Annotated in this window: 9 protein-coding genes; 4 read left to right on the top strand and 5 right to left on the bottom strand. The window is 39.9% G+C overall.

Annotated elements, in window-relative coordinates:
• Window position 1: 1 nt before the first annotated feature.
• The 4 genes from parC to G476_RS21570 all read left to right on the top strand — a co-directional run bounded on the left by parC (window position 2) and on the right by G476_RS21570 (window position 6,128).
• Window positions 2-2,473 (top strand): DNA topoisomerase IV subunit A, encoded by a 2,472-nt coding sequence (gene parC, locus G476_RS21575; protein ID WP_051314719.1) that lies wholly within the window; start codon window positions 2-4, stop codon window positions 2,471-2,473.
• Between the two features lie 790 nt (window positions 2,474-3,263).
• Entirely contained in the window at window positions 3,264-3,968 is a 705-nt protein-coding gene (locus tag G476_RS0108480; RefSeq protein WP_026689719.1) for an ABC transporter ATP-binding protein, read from the top strand.
• Window positions 3,955-5,238, top strand: a complete 1,284-nt coding sequence (locus G476_RS0108475) for an ABC transporter permease (protein ID WP_026689718.1) — start codon at window positions 3,955-3,957, stop codon at window positions 5,236-5,238. Before G476_RS0108480 ends, G476_RS0108475 begins: the two co-directional genes overlap by 14 nt.
• A 356-nt stretch (window positions 5,239-5,594) precedes the next feature.
• Window positions 5,595-6,128, top strand: coding sequence for a GNAT family N-acetyltransferase (locus tag G476_RS21570; RefSeq protein WP_035186299.1), 534 nt, complete (start codon window positions 5,595-5,597; stop codon window positions 6,126-6,128).
• A 565-nt stretch (window positions 6,129-6,693) separates the two neighbouring features.
• On the opposite strand, the gene G476_RS0108465 is transcribed toward G476_RS21570, so the two are convergent.
• From G476_RS0108465 to metH, 5 genes are all read right to left on the bottom strand, one after another.
• Window positions 6,694-8,022: an MFS transporter gene (locus G476_RS0108465; RefSeq protein WP_245579647.1), complete on the bottom strand. Its 1,329-nt coding sequence runs from the start codon at window positions 8,020-8,022 to the stop codon at window positions 6,694-6,696.
• A gap of 179 nt (window positions 8,023-8,201) precedes the next feature.
• Entirely contained in the window at window positions 8,202-9,821 is a 1,620-nt protein-coding gene (locus G476_RS0108460; RefSeq protein WP_026689716.1) for a long-chain-fatty-acid--CoA ligase, read from the bottom strand.
• Window positions 9,822-9,856: 35 nt separating this feature from the next.
• The gene (locus G476_RS0108455; protein WP_026689715.1) at window positions 9,857-11,026 is read right to left on the bottom strand and encodes an acyl-CoA dehydrogenase family protein; all 1,170 of its coding nucleotides are present in this window, start codon (window positions 11,024-11,026) and stop codon (window positions 9,857-9,859) included.
• Between the two features lie 184 nt (window positions 11,027-11,210).
• On the bottom strand, window positions 11,211-11,873 hold the full coding sequence (locus tag G476_RS0108450; protein WP_035186793.1) for a DUF429 domain-containing protein: 663 nt from the start codon (window positions 11,871-11,873) through the stop codon (window positions 11,211-11,213).
• Between the two features lie 308 nt (window positions 11,874-12,181).
• Entirely contained in the window at window positions 12,182-15,625 is a 3,444-nt protein-coding gene (gene metH, locus G476_RS0108440; RefSeq protein WP_026689713.1) for a methionine synthase, read from the bottom strand.
• Window positions 15,626-15,632: the final 7 nt, after the last annotated feature.

Here is a 15,632-nt window from a genome sequence, read left to right as displayed (position 1 = left end):
AGTGCAACAAGAAAAGGATCGTTACCTGGACTTGCCTCTAGAAGATGTGATCGGAGACAGGTTCGGACGTTACAGTAAATATATTATTCAAGACCGGGCATTACCTGATGCAAGAGATGGGTTAAAGCCAGTACAAAGACGTATTTTGTACGCTATGCACCACGAACGAAATACAGCCGATAAGCCCTTTAGAAAATCCGCAAAAACAGTTGGTAATGTAATCGGCAACTATCATCCACACGGAGATACGTCTGTGTATGACGCAATGATTCGCTTGAGTCAAGATTGGAAGATGCGACATCTACTCGTCGAAATGCACGGTAACAATGGATCAATTGACGGCGATCCGCCTGCTGCTATGCGTTATACTGAAGCACGTTTATCGAAGATATCGTCTGAAATGCTAAAAGACATTGAAAAAGATACGGTTGAATTCATGCCTAACTTTGATGACTCTGATTCAGAACCGGTTGTGTTACCTTCGCGTTTTCCTAACTTGCTCGTGAACGGATCCACAGGCATTTCAAGTGGATATGCAACCGATCTTCCTCCCCATAACCTGGGAGAGGTCATTGATGCTGCTATTATGCAAATGGAGAATCCGCAGTGCACCATAGACGATTTAATGGAGCATATCAAAGGTCCTGATTTTCCAACAGGAGGCATTATCCAAGGGGTCGAAGGTCTAAAGAAGGCTTATGAAACAGGAAAAGGAAAAATTGTTCTTCGCGGGAAGACCGAAATTGAAACGATGCGAGGAGGACGAGAGCAAATCATCATTCACGAGATCCCCTATGAAATTAATAAGGCGAACCTCGTGAAGAAAATGGACGAACTGCGCTTGGATAAAAAAGTAGATGGCATTGCAGAAGTACGCGATGATACAGATCGCACCGGCCTTAGAGTCGTGGTTGAACTAAGAAAAGATGCAGATGCCAAAGGAATTTTAAACTTCCTTTTTAAAAATACGGATTTGCAAATCAGCTACAATTTTAATATGGTTGCCATTTACAAAAAGACCCCGCAGCAATTAGGTCTTAAGAAACTTCTTGATGCTTACATCCAACACCAAAAGGAAGTTGTTACAAGACGCACGAAATTTGACCTTAGAAAAGCACAAGACCGTCAACATATTGTAGAAGGTCTTATTAAAGCGGTAAGTATTTTAGACGAAGTGATTGCGACCATTCGTGCTAGTAAAGATAAAGCAGATGCCAAAAGAGCTCTCCAAGACACATATGGATTTACAGAACCTCAAGCTGAAGCGATTGTCACTCTCCAACTTTACCGTTTAACAAATACAGATATTACAACGCTTCAAAATGAAGCAGACGAATTGAAAAAGCAAATCGAGAAACTTGCTGCTATTTTGGCTAGCGAGAAAAAGTTAATAAGTGAAATTAAACGTGAGCTTCGTTCCATTCGTAAGGAATACGCAGAGAATCGCCGCTCTGTTGTTGAGGAAAAGATCGAAGACTTGAAAATCAATCTTGAAGTCGTGGTACCTTCAGAAGATGTTATTGTCGCTGTGACAAAAGAGGGTTACGTAAAGCGTTCCAGTTTAAGGTCTCATGCATCATCGAAAGGCGAGCCCCCAGGCATGAAGGAAACAGACCGAGTGATTGGCGAATATGCAATGAACACGACGGAAACACTTCTTCTTTTTACTAAGAAAGGCTCGTATTTATTTGTTCCCGTTCACCAGTTGCCTGACATTAGATGGAAAGACAGCGGTCAGCATGTGGCAAACATTGTACAAATGGCTAGCGACGACGAAATTTTAAAAGCTATTCCGATCTCGGAATTTACAGAAGCGGATTATCTTCTTTTCATTACAAAAAACGGAATGGTCAAACGAACATCATTGTTAGACTACAAAGCCCAGCGCTATTCACGTGCCCTTATGGCTGTAAAAGTGAAAAAAGGCGATGAACTCATCGACGTTCACCTAACACAAGGAGACTCACAACTGTTCTTTGCTACGTCATTTGGATATGGACTTTGGTACGATGAAGAAGAGGTAAGTATAACCGGTCAACGTACTGCCGGAGTCAAAGCAATCAACCTCAAAGAAGGTGATGTGGTTGTGAGTGGGCAATCATTTCACAAGGATGCCACACCATCGTTATTCTTAATTACGCAACGAGGGGCCTATAAACGGATGAACCTCTCGGCCTTTGAAAAGACGACTCGTGCAAAACGAGGGGTTGTCATGCTAAAAGAATTGAAAAGACAACCTCACCGAGTAGTAAAATTCTTCGCTACAACTGATCCTGTAACAGCCCATATTCAAGCAAAGGATGGGACGATAGCTACTGTAGAACCGAAGAAAGTTCGAGCAAGTGATCGATATACAAACGGCTCGTTTATCTTTGATGTATCCCAAGTCGGCGATGTTAAGGATGCATGGATTACACCGTTGGATAGTATTACTCCCAATAAAGCAGACCAAAAAGATCATACTCTACTTTAATAGGAACACTACAGGAACCCCCTCGTCATTTTGACCAGGGGGTTGCGTTTGTATGAAGACAAATCCTAAGAGAGTATCACTGTTAGTGCAAATTCCCTTGGACACTTTCCGTGGGCATCGCCTTACTTTACACCGGAACTGTGCTTCCTCCTCTACTAGTATTGCTTTGTAGCGTCCTGCGTCGAAGCAATTCATAGCATACTCGTGTTCTATATGCTCGTCGTTGGAGTCGCCACCTTTAACTCCATTTTCCACTTTTTAAAAAGGATAATCTCTATAGAATAAACAGCTTATTAAACCTAGAAGAGTATCAGCTTTTCTTTCTCGAAAAGGTGTCTCACGTTACTACTTTTTGAACTTCCTACATCAACTCAGAGTGGCTTCTGTGTATTGACAAACTAGGTTACTTAAATTATTTGGTATATCACCAACATCTATTTAACTGTCACAGACAATTTGACTCTGACCATGTGAATAGGTGTAGCTGGAATGTTCGCAGACTCCTGCGGCCGTGGGAGCCAGGATACACCCTGCAAGGGCTTTGCCCGAGGAGGCTCGCCGGCACCGCCGCGGAAAGCGAAGAACATTCCTGCTACACCTTTTTTCTACTTATTACTACACTTAACCCTTAAGTTGACGGCTTTGGGATCTGTCCCCGTACAATTTATGGAAAAAGGGTTGACACCCAATCGTTTCCATCATATTATTATAAGTGTACTATAAAGTGTAATACACACAATACACAAAGTACACTTTGTATATAAAACTACATGTGAGAGGGACGATAAGCATGATTAATGTGGAGCACTTACATTATTCTTACAAAATCGGGAAGAAGGGAAAGAAATCCACTGTACCTGTTTTAAAGGATGTTAATTTGGAAGTTGGAAAAGGGGAGATCGTTTCTATTGTTGGCCGAAGTGGGTCCGGCAAGTCTACGTTATTAAACCTTTTATCTGGATACATCACAGCCGATTCCGGAAAGATTACGATTAATGATAGGGATGTAACGAATCTCTCAGAAAAAGAATGGGCTAAGTTTCGTTTAGAACACTTCGGGTTTATCTTTCAGAATTATGAACTCATTCCTAGTCTTACTGCTTTTGAAAATGTAGAACTACCTCTAACATTAAAGGGAGTTCCTCGAAAACAAAGAGAGGAAAGAACGCAAATATTGCTTGAAAGTATTGGGCTGTCAGCACACGAAGACCATTATCCGAATGAGCTTTCAGGAGGTCAACAACAGAGAGTTTCTATCGCTAGAGCACTCATAACCGAACCTGACATTATCTTTGCTGATGAGCCGACTGGTAGTCTTGATTCAGAAACGGAAGAAGATGTACTAAAATTAATTAAAGATCTTAACAAGAATAGAAATATTACATTTTTAATGATTACTCATGATCAAGAAGTGGCTGCTATTGCCGATCGTACTTTGAAAATTCATGATGGAAAAATGAACCAGGAAAGAGGCGTTTATTTTGAAGCTCGTTGATCAGCTGGGATTTGTTAAAAGAAACATGAAAAAAAACAAGTTGAGAATCTTTATGACTGTATTAGCCACTACAATGGGATGTTCCTTCTTAATTGTTCTTGCTTCTATAGGATTTGGCTTACAAAACAGTCTCATGGAAGAGGCTTCAAGCCATCAGCCTCTTACTCAAATCACTGTCAACGGTAAAATGATAGACGAGACGTACCATGAAGTAACAGAAGAGGATTTAGCCACGATAGGAGCTACAGAGAATGTCTCGGCGGTTGTGCCACAGTCACGAATCTACTCTCATTCTGAAGTTACTTTAGAAGACGAATTCCGTGCATCTGTGGAAGGAATCATTACAAACTTTGAAGCAGAAAAAAACAGTAATTTTCGATTGTCAGAAGGGGAATTTCCTGAAAACGAAAATGAAATCATCGTAGGATATCACTTACATGAAGTGTTGAATAAATTTGATCGAACTACGCTGGAGTATATTACAACAGGCGATTCAAACGAAGAGCTCGTTTCTTATGACAGCAATCTCCTAGGCAAAATAGTCACGTTCTCGTTTATGGATGATTCAAGTGAAACAGTATTCACAGATGAATACAAAATTGTTGGCATTGCCGATGAACCAGCAAGAGATTGGGTTCAAGACAGAAGTGTATATATCGGTGATGAAAGAAGGGAAGACCTGTTGTCTCTTGCAGGGCAGGAGGACTTCTATAACAACGTTACGGCTCATGTAGCAAGTGTTGATCAAACGGAAGGCGTGACTAATGCATTAAAAGAGGAAGGATTTATGGTTTATTCCATCTCTGAAGAATTGCGCGGGATAAACGTCTTCTTTACTGCTTTTAAAGCGGGTCTAATTTTCGTGGGAACAATTGCAGTACTTATTGCATCAATTGGAATCTTTAATACGATGACAATGGCAGTGACAGAACGAACGCATGAAATAGGTATTATGAAAGCTTTAGGTGCTAATCCATCAGTGATCAAACGTATGTTCTTATTTGAAAGTGCATCGATTGGATTATTGGGATCTTTATTTGGTGTAGCGATTGCTTATGGGGTCAGTATAGCTGCGAACTTTTTTATTCCTTTAATTCTTGAGGCGACAACGAATTCTGAAGGAATCGACATTACATTTTCCTACATTCCATTGCAACTGGTGTTGATCGCAACCGGAATTAGTGTAACTGTTGCTTGTATTTCCGGGTTCAGACCAGCAGCAAAAGCAACTAATGTAAACGTTCTTTCAGCATTACGAAGAGAAGCGTAAGAATAGGAGAGAGCTGAAAAAACGCTAAGACGGTCGTCGTAGCGTTTTTCTTACTAATATTAAATAGTAGTGTACTAAAGTATTTTCGAATAACATTGGTGGATATATAAGCCAGAAGAAATTAACGATTGAAGGGACTAGGTACACAGCTGTACGTAAATAGAGTATAGATATTGTGAATAGTGATAAACAGGGACTTTACTCATAGTTTTCAGAAGTTTTTTCCATTATTTTTCACACTAAAGTAACTGAGACCTTACAACTTAATTACAGAGTGATGACAAGGCATACGTAATAATCACCGTATGATACATTTGTGTAAGAAAACAATTACTCAAGAGAAGTAGAGGGGTAACATGCACCGAACTATCATACGGACAATTGAACCTGAAGACCTATCCATGCTAAAAGCAGCATTTATTACACGTGGAATTATACGGGATAAAGATTATTTCGAACGTTGTTTAGAAGAAAATAAATACAACGAAAGAATTACCCTATTAGCTTTTTACAACAACAAATTGGCTGGTTGTTGCCAAATGAAATGTCATTCAGAATATCCTAAGTTTCAAGAAAAACATGTTCCTGAAATTAGTGACCTGGTTGTATTTTCTGAATTCCGAAGAAATGGAATTGCAACAACAATAATGGATGAGTTGGAAAGAATCGCGTCAAAGCATCATCATTATGTTGGTTTAGGTGTCGGCCTTTACAAAGATTATAGTACAGCAATGCACATATATTTAAAACGAGGTTACTTACCTGATAACCAAGGGATTACTTACGAGAATAAACCTGTAGAACCAGGAACAAAAGTAACGGTTGATGATCAATTATTACTGTATTTTATAAAAGATCTTAAAGAACAAACATTTGAGAAAAACTCCTGAGACTAAAATCAGGAGTTTTTTTAAAGGAATTATGTAAACTAATTCTTTATTGAATAAAAACGTAAAGGGGCGTGCATTGTTTAAAACGTCGAATATTTAAATGCCTCGGACTAGTCATTCATAGCAAATTGGTCTAAAGATCATGTATAGCAACAAATATAACTAAACATTTTTGAGCTAAGAATCAATCGACAAAGAACACTTAGTTATAATAACTTAAAATTTCATTTTCTGTCTCAATACCTAAGTAAACTCTTCAATATGATACAATCTTTTTTTAATCGATTTTGGGTTCGATAATTAAGATTATGTAAACTAGTAAAATGATATTATCCTTTAAGTTATATTCACTCCATATCATCCTTCCTCTCTTTTATTTTTCTAATTAGGATAATTCCTATGAGTTGAAAATGTTTTTCATGTGATAATAATCCATCACGTAAGCCTCATTCATTATGCAACCAATTTATTTAAATGAAACATTTGTTCGTAACAGCATGAATGAACACAAATATGAAAACCCTCAACAAGCGCTCAAAACTTGTTGAGGGTTTTTCCTTAACGATTATGCACCATTTCTTCTTTCCTGCAATTTAGCCAGAATCTCAGGATAATCTTTATCCACTTTAAACATCCACATTAAGATAGCTAACACTACACCAAGTCCTAGTGGTATATAGATATTCAATGCTAAGATCATTGTAGTTGCTAAATCTGTTTGCTCGACACTTCCACCAACGTATCCACTAAAACCTAACAGCCACCCAATTAAAGCCAATCCTATCCCAGTTCCTACCTTAATGCCAAAACTTGCACCGCTGTTTACTAATCCTTCGGTACGATAACCTGATTTTAATTCACCGTATTCGATCGTATCATTAATCATTGCAAAAGTAAGTGCAATGGCAGGCATAATTCCAAACCCTACTAATACATGACCTGATAAAAAAATCGTTAAACTTGTAGGATCGATTAATTTTACTAATTGTCCTGTAATGAAGATAAATGCACCGGTCATGGCTACATTACGCTTACCGAAACGTTTTACGTATGGTGATACCAAAAATACGCCAAGTAACATTGGTAACGCTGATGCCAAGCCAATTAAAGGAAATATATTCACATTACCTATTACCGTTTGAGCATAATAAATAGCTGCACCTTGAGTTAATCCAATGGTCGTATAGAAAGCGACACAGTACATAGTTATAATAAGCCAGTATTTATTAGTAATGAGGGCTTTAAAACCCTCCTTAAAAGGAACTTTGTCTCTCACGATACTCATAGAAGACACAGGCACTCGCTCTTTGACAGTAAAGAATGTGACATAAAGTGAAACAACGATCATAACGCCGTACAAGGCAGCAAGTGTCGTCCATCCCAAGGAACTAGCTAAAGGCTGTGTAAGTGTTACAACTAACAAGTTACCTATTAGAATAAAAATAGCAGAATAGATATTTGACTGCGAACGACTGAATTGATGCTGAGTCATGATACCGAGCAAGCTTTTATAAGGAATTGAAACAGCAGTATAAATGAGTACAAACAACAAATACGTTCCATAAGCATACAAAAGTTTACCTGTGTCACCGATGTCCGGAACCGAAAATAGCAAGACCGTAGTAATGGCAAGTGGGATGGCCATCCAAAGAATCCACGGCCGTGCTTTGCCGTACTTTGTTTTGGTTTTATCGACTACCGATCCCATTCCGATGTCCGTAAAACCGTCAAGCAACCGGGATACTAGCATTAATGTTCCCACTGCTCCAGCTGTAATTCCTGCTACATCCGTGTAGTAATAAGTTAAAAATGAGCTCATCATGCTCCATACTGCAAAAATTCCGAAGCTTCCCAATCCATATGCCCACATTTCTTTTTTTCTGGGCCTTTCCACTTCAGGCAATTTTTGATTCGCTATTTTGTTTAGTAACAATGTGCTCCACCTACTTTCTTTAGTGTTGTTACCTTTTTAATGATGAACTTTTCATGCAACGAAGGAGTCATTAATATTTTAATTCATCAGTTTCTTGGTGTTTATGTCTGAATTTTCAGTTAAATGTTGTTATACTTACCTTACTTTCTTGACTTTACTTCTTCTTCCTCTTCCGTTAGTTTGTATCTGAGTACTTTACCCACAATAGTTTTAGGAAGAGACTTTCGTATTGTAATATCCTTTGGTACTTTAAATGAGGCAAGTTGGCTTTTGCACCATTCAGCAAGCTCTTCACTAGTAACAAGGGAATCCTCTTTCCTTACTACTGCTGCTTTTACGGTTTCACCACGATAAGTATCAGGTACACCGAAAACACACGCTTCTTCTACTTCCGGATGCTTATACAACACCTCTTCTATCTCGCTTGGGAAGATGTTGTATCCACTAGCAATAATCATGTCTTTTTTTCTTCCTGCAATGTAAAAATAACCGTCTTCATCCATTGTTGCTAAATCACCTGTATATAGCCACCCATCTCGTAAGGTTTGTTTAGTTTCTTCTTCATTATTCCAATACCCTTTCATCACCTGGGGACCTTTTATTATCAATTCACCAATCTCGCCATAAGGCATTTCTTTTGTCCCCGTTTCTTTATCTACCACTTTACTTTCTGTATTGGGGATCGGCATTCCAATGCTTCCAGGTTTTTTTAAGCCTGTTACCGGGTTTCTGTGCGTGATAGGAGAGGCTTCCGAAAGTCCATACCCTTCTACAATAGAAGACTCCGTTCTTTTTTCAAATTCATTCATGACACCTACAGGCATCGGGGCAGAACCACTGTTACACACCTTTAAAGATGATAGTAATTCAGGTGATGAATCAGGGTGTGTTAATAGAGCAATATACATGGTCGGAACACCAGGGAAGAAGGTTGGTTTGTACGTTTTTATCGTATTTAACACGTCCTCTACCTGAAACCGTTTCATGCAAATCACGGTACCTCCTGCATAGATCGTTAGATTTAATGCTCCGGTCATTCCATAAACGTGAAAAAAAGGAGTAATACTTAATATTCGTTCACCTGGCTTCTCAAAAAAGCCATCAGAAAATGCAAAGCTTTGATGAATGTTGGCGATGAGATTATAGTGTGTCAACATAACTCCCTTGCTTTTTCCTGTCGTTCCACCAGTATATTGAATAACCGCTACATCTTCTCTCGGGAGGATCTCAACTTCTGGTACTTTCATATCAGGCGATTTGCTCAATAGTGAATAAAAACCGATCTCATTTGTAGTTACATTGAATTCTTTTGATTCAACATAAATGATAGTGAGAGCATCCAGTAATGGTAGATTTCTTACTTTCTCTCGTTGAATATTGTTGCCGACAAACCATTTAGGTCTAGAATCGGTGAATAAATGCTCCAGTTCATGTGATTGATATAAAGGATTTACTTGGACAAGGATGCCGCCTAATCGCAATGTAGCATAGTAAGTAATGATATATTCGATCGAGTTTGGAAGCATAATAGCCAACCTGTCTTTACATTGGAATCCCTTTTTACTAAGAGCTGATGCTAAACGATCGGATTTTCCCTTTAACTCTCGATAAGTGAGCGTTCTTCCCCCATCAATTACGGCTACTTGCTCAGGATAATGAGTAGCTGAATCCTCTAGCAACTTATATAAGGGCATGACCGGTATATCAACCGTTTCAGGTACATTTTCCGGGTAGAATCTTAACCATGGGCGGTCGTTCATCTCAATCCCTCCTAACATGTTTTTGACCCCTTTAATCATCCGTTCTTTTCAATCAGTCTTGAAATGACCAATCTTTGGATCTCGGCTGTACCTTCCCAAATCTGATAAATCTTTGCATCTCTTAACCATTTTTCTACGGGATATTCCCTAATGTATCCGTAACCACCTAAAATTTGAACAGCTTCCATTGTTGTTTTTACGGCTGTATCACCGGCATAAAGTTTTGCCATACTTCCTTCTCCCCGTGAAAACGGTTGTTTATTTTTAACTAGCCACCCAGCTTTCCACAATAGCAGTCGAGAAGCTTCGATTTCTGTAGCCATATCAGCCAATTTAAAAGCAATCGCTTGATTCTTGATGATTGGTTTTCCAAACTGCTTACGCTCCTTTGCATAGTCCAGAGCATACTCATAAGCAGCTCGGGCAATTCCTAATGCAGCTGCTCCAACAGCCGGTCTTGTAGCCTCAAGCATTTTTAGAGCTGCCAATCCACTGATATGAGACTCATCACCAGGCTCTCCGCCTAATCGGTTCTCAAGTGGAATTCTACACTCTTCTAAAATAACTTGCGCGGTATGAGAAGCACGTACACCGAGCTTTACTTCTTTTCGTCCCATAGATAAGCCTGGTGTACCTTTATCAACGATAAATGCAGCGATCCCGTCCCATCCTTTTTCTTTATCCGTTTGGGCGAAAATGACGTGCACATCTGCAATTCCCCCATTTGTTATGAACTGTTTCGTCCCATTTAGAACGTATTCTTCTCCATCTCTCACCGCTGTTGTTGCCATTGCCGATACATCAGAACCGGACCCTGGCTCGGTTAAACCCATTGCACCTAAACGAGGATTGTCGGAATCGCAGAATAAAGGGATATACTTCTTTTTTTGCTCTTCCGTTCCTGCAACCATAATACCTGTTGCTGCTAAACCTGTTCCGTTAATGGCTGTACCTATTCCTGCGCACCCCCAGTACAACTCTTCTGTCATAATTAAAGAAGTAATAGGATCTGTAACCCCAAGGCCTCCATACTCTTCTGGATAACGATAAGAAGTTAACCCTAATTTCGAAGCTTTCTTTATCACTTCCCAAGGCATTTCTTCCGTTTCATCATAGATGTGTGCTACAGGTCTAATCTCATTTCTCGCAAAATCTCTTGCTAACTTTTGAAATTCTTTTTGTTCATCTGTTAATGTAAAATCGATCATACATGACCAACTCCCTTGTTTTGGTTTTTGGAATAGACACTCTCAATTACATATATTGCAAATATCATGCCAACTTAAACGCCGGTTAAATGTAAGCGTTTTCTTATTTTGGCAATTCATGAGAGAATTAAAAAAGATCCAAAAATGAATTAAAATACATTTTTGGATCTTTCACTTTCTTCTAACAACAGAAATCATATGGATCTAGTGGTGGCTGAGCCCTATATAGCCACTTACATTCATAATCTGGATCAGCCCAATGCCACGAAGCTAAGGCTGCTGCACATGCGTCAATGTGGTGACTGTCTTCAATAACCGTGTCATGGAGGCCAAAAACACGGTGATCATAAAACCATTCCCCCAGAAATCGGCGCGAATCTAACTCTTTTTTATATAAAAGTACGTGATGAAAATCCTTAGGAAGTAATCTTGAGCCTATAGCGGCACCAGGATGTACCTCAACGACCGATATGTTCGACTTTAGCCGTTCTATTTCCCTGGTCAACCTTATCCCCCTTAACGTGAGGTAAGCCATCCGGTTAAATGTAGGGGCCATAATCGAACCAGACTTCATCCCGAGAGATGTTATGTATTTTCTAAGCTCTTTATCCCCTTTCCGATCCCCTCCTCCATCTGCATAGGATAACGGAGCATCAAAACCGATTACGATTGGTTCTATTAGACTTAGGTCCTTCATTTTACTTAAAATCATATGGTCACTTAAATGACGATCGAGGCTTACCAATTCAAGTGACCCCCCTTTATGTTCAAAAATAGCCATGCTTGTATCTTTCAAGTTACTCGGACCTGCCAAATCAATTCCAATGATCTTCACCTCAACCATCCTTTCTGCGAATTTCATAGTTTCATTATACCTACACATGGATACATGCACAGGATTTTTCTATCCACATAGGCTACCAGTAAAACCAATGTTCGGCCTGGAGGTCTGATTCAAATGAAAAGTGAGGAATTTATCCTCGTTTTGGTCCTATTTATTTTACTGGTGATTCTAGGATGTATTCTTTTTGATTCACATAACATTGCTTATGGAGCAGGAACGGGATACTTGTATTAGGTAACTAAGACCTGTTATATATTGTCCTTGAAATTGAAAAAAAGTGATGGAAATCATCCATCACTTTTTTAGAGTTATACACTAAAATATCTGCCTTCAGGGTGGGCAAAAACCATTGCAGATACACTGGCTTCCGGCTCCATCATGCACTCGTCGGTTAATGTTACGCCTATTTGCTCGGGATTTAATAGTTTAAACAGCTTTTGCTGATCGTCCAGATTTGGACAAGCAGGATAACCAAAAGAAACCCTCACACCTTGATAACGAGCTGCAAACCGCTCTTTCATTGTAAAGTCCACACTGTCTGGGAAGCCCCATTTATCTCTCATCAATTGATGGATGCGTTCGGCGAACCCTTCTGCAAGCTCCAATGCCGTTGCTTGTATTAAATGGCTTTCCAGGTAATCGCCGGCCTCTTTCGCTTCTTCAGCCAGCAGTCTAACACCTTTTCCCGCAGTGACCGTTAGAAATCCAACATGGTCTATTTCACCACTATTTACAGGACGTAAAAAGTCGGCTAGACATAGGTACGGACTTTTCTTTTGACGTGGAAACGAAAATCGTTCCAAAATACGCTTATGATCGTTTGGATCATAAATAAGAATGTCATCTCCGTCAGATTGAGCAGGATAAAATTGATACATGCCACTTACGTTTAATCGTTTGCGATTAAGTAACTCATCCACTCTCTCTTTCAGTTCAATCGTCTTCTTATCCCCTCGTTCTAGCTGACGCTCAATTTTTCCCTTCACACCGAGGTGATGTCCAATCAATGTCTGCATATTAATATACGGATAAAGATGAGACAAACGATAGTCTCTTAAGATGTGCTTCTTGTAATCTTCCGGCTTGTATAGGTGCGCCGTCCTAGATATGGTTGACACAGGCCGTTCTAAAGTAGCCGTTGCTGTTGATGCTTGTTCTGAGTGTATTGTTTTTTCCTCTGTTGCTTGAATTTGAGCCTGCTTTTCTTTGTGCGCAATAAATAATTGCTCTTTCTCCTCTGGTTTTGCCAGTTTGTTTGCAAGTTCAAGTCCGTTCATCGCATCTTTTGCGTAAAGAACAAGTCCCTCATATTCCTTTGATATTTTATTATCTGTAAACCTTCGAGTAAGGGCTGCCCCTCCAACAAGAATGGGAATTGAGATCCCTCTTTCTCGAAGATCGTTCGCTGTGAGTACCATTTGTTGAGTGGACTTTACAAGTAGTCCTGATAACCCGATTGCATCAGGCTTCTCTCGTTCAACAGCTTCAATCAATTCGTTTGCCGTTACTTTAATACCCAAATTAACAATTTGAAATCCGTTGTTCTTAAGAATAATTTCCACTAAGTTTTTTCCGATATCGTGGACGTCACCTTTTACTGTTGCAAGAAGGATTTTTCCTTTGCCTCGATCATCTTTCTTTTTTTCCATAAACGGTTCCAAATGCGCCACTGCCGCTTTCATAGCTTCAGCTGATTGAAGAACTTCTGCTACGATCAATTCGTTGTCATTAAAGAGGCGCCCCACTTCATCCATTCCGTCCATTAATGGACCGTTAATAATATCAAGAGGGGTATCGAATTTTTCTAATGCTTCGTCCAAATCCTTGAATAAGCCCTCTTTCGTTCCTTCCACGATATAGCTTGCGAGCCGCTCTTCCAATGTTAACGTGGACACTTCTACTTTCTTTTCTACCTTCTTTTTTCTGTAAAAGGCTGTAAATGTGGCGAGTGTTTCATCATTTGTGTGAAATAACAGTTCATCTGCTAGCTTTTTTTCCTCTTCAGAGATGGAAGCATAACGTTCCAGTTTTTCCGTATTTACAATTGCATAATCCAAGCCTGCCTTTGTACAGTGATAAACGTAAGCAGCATTTAAAACTTCCCGCCCCAATGGTGGCAGTCCGAATGATACATTACTTACACCTAAGATGGTTAAGCACTCCGGAAAGGCTTCTTTAATGAGTTTAATTCCTTCGACTGTAGCTTCTGCAGAGCCAAGATATTGCTCATCTCCTGTCCCCACTGGGAAAACGAGTGGATCAAAAATGATGTCACTTGCAGGGATGTTATATTTATGAACGAGGAGGTCGTAGGAGCGTGATGCAATCTCCAGTTTTCTTTGGGCAGATACGCCCATCCCCTCTTCGTCAATGGTTCCTACTACAACGGCTGCTCCGAATCGTTTTACAAGTGGTGCCACTGCTTCAAAACGCTCTTCACCGTCCTCTAGGTTTATGGAATTGATGATTGCTTTTCCTTGAGAGTAGGTTAACGCTTTTTCAATCACTAATTCATCAGTAGAATCAATCATTAAAGGAACTTTTACTTTGTTGATCACATGTTCCAAAAAGCGTTCCATATCCTCTAATTCTTCCCGATCAGGGTCTGCTAAACAAATATCAATCACATGTGCCCCGCGTTTTACTTGTGCTCTCGCCACTTCAGAGGCTTCTTCGTATTTGCCTTCTGCAATGAGGGTTTTAAATTTTTTGGAGCCAATTACGTTCGTACGTTCACCCACCATGAGCGGTCGCATTGTATCATCATAGACAAGTGGCTCAATTCCCGAAACAACATGAGGATGATTTTCCGTTCTTCTTCTAGGTTTATAAGGGGCAACTGCATTCTTAATTGCTCTTATATGATCAGGCGTGGTTCCGCAACACCCTCCTGCAATATTAAGCCATCCCTTCTCTGCGAAATCTTGAAGCTTTTTACCTAATGATTGGGGGGTCTCGTGATAATGTCCTTCCTCATCGGGCAACCCAGCGTTTGGATAACAATGAACATAAGACGTAGCCAGCTCAGATAAGGAACGTAAGTGATCTTGCATAAATTCAGGACCTGTCGCACAATTCAAGCCTACTACGGTTGGGTTCATGTGCTCTAAGGAAATGTAAAAAGCCTCAATATTTTGACCAGCAAGAGTCGTTCCCATTGGTTCAATCGTTCCGGAAACCATTAACGGTAAAGATGTATTCCTTTTAGTAAAAACCTCTTCAATGGCTACATAGGCTGCTTTTACATTACGCATATCTTGGCTCGTTTCAAGCAATAAAAGGTCCACACCGCCATCCAATAGACCTTCTACTTGCTCTTTGTAACTATGAATCAGCTCTTCAAAAGTTGTTCCACCTGTTACGGATAACGATTTAGTAGTCGGCCCCATAGCACCGGCAACAAATCGCCTCGCCTCAGAAGTAGAAAAAGTATTCGCTTCTTCCTTAGCAAGCTCTGCCGCACGTTTATTAATGTCATAGGCAAGATGACCAAGGTCGTAATCGGCCAGTACAAGGTCGGTCGCTCCAAATGTGTTTGTTTCGATAATGTCAGCACCAGCATCCAAATAGATGTGATAGATGTTCTTAATTACATGAGGCGCTGTAAGATTTAGATATTCGTTACATCCCTCATAAAGCTCCCCACCAAAATCTTCAGCCGTAAGATTAGCCTCTTGAAGCATCGTTCCCATTGCACCGTCGAGGACGAGAATTCGTTCTTCCAAAGCTTGTTCAAATGTCGTTTTCGTCATGGTCCAA

This window comes from Alteribacter aurantiacus DSM 18675 (assembly GCF_000429705.1).
In the GTDB taxonomy this organism is placed as follows: Bacteria; Bacillota; Bacilli; order Bacillales; family Salisediminibacteriaceae; genus Alteribacter; species Alteribacter aurantiacus.
Note: the sequence above shows the minus strand (reverse complement) of the source record. Positions and strands in the feature narration are given on the sequence as shown.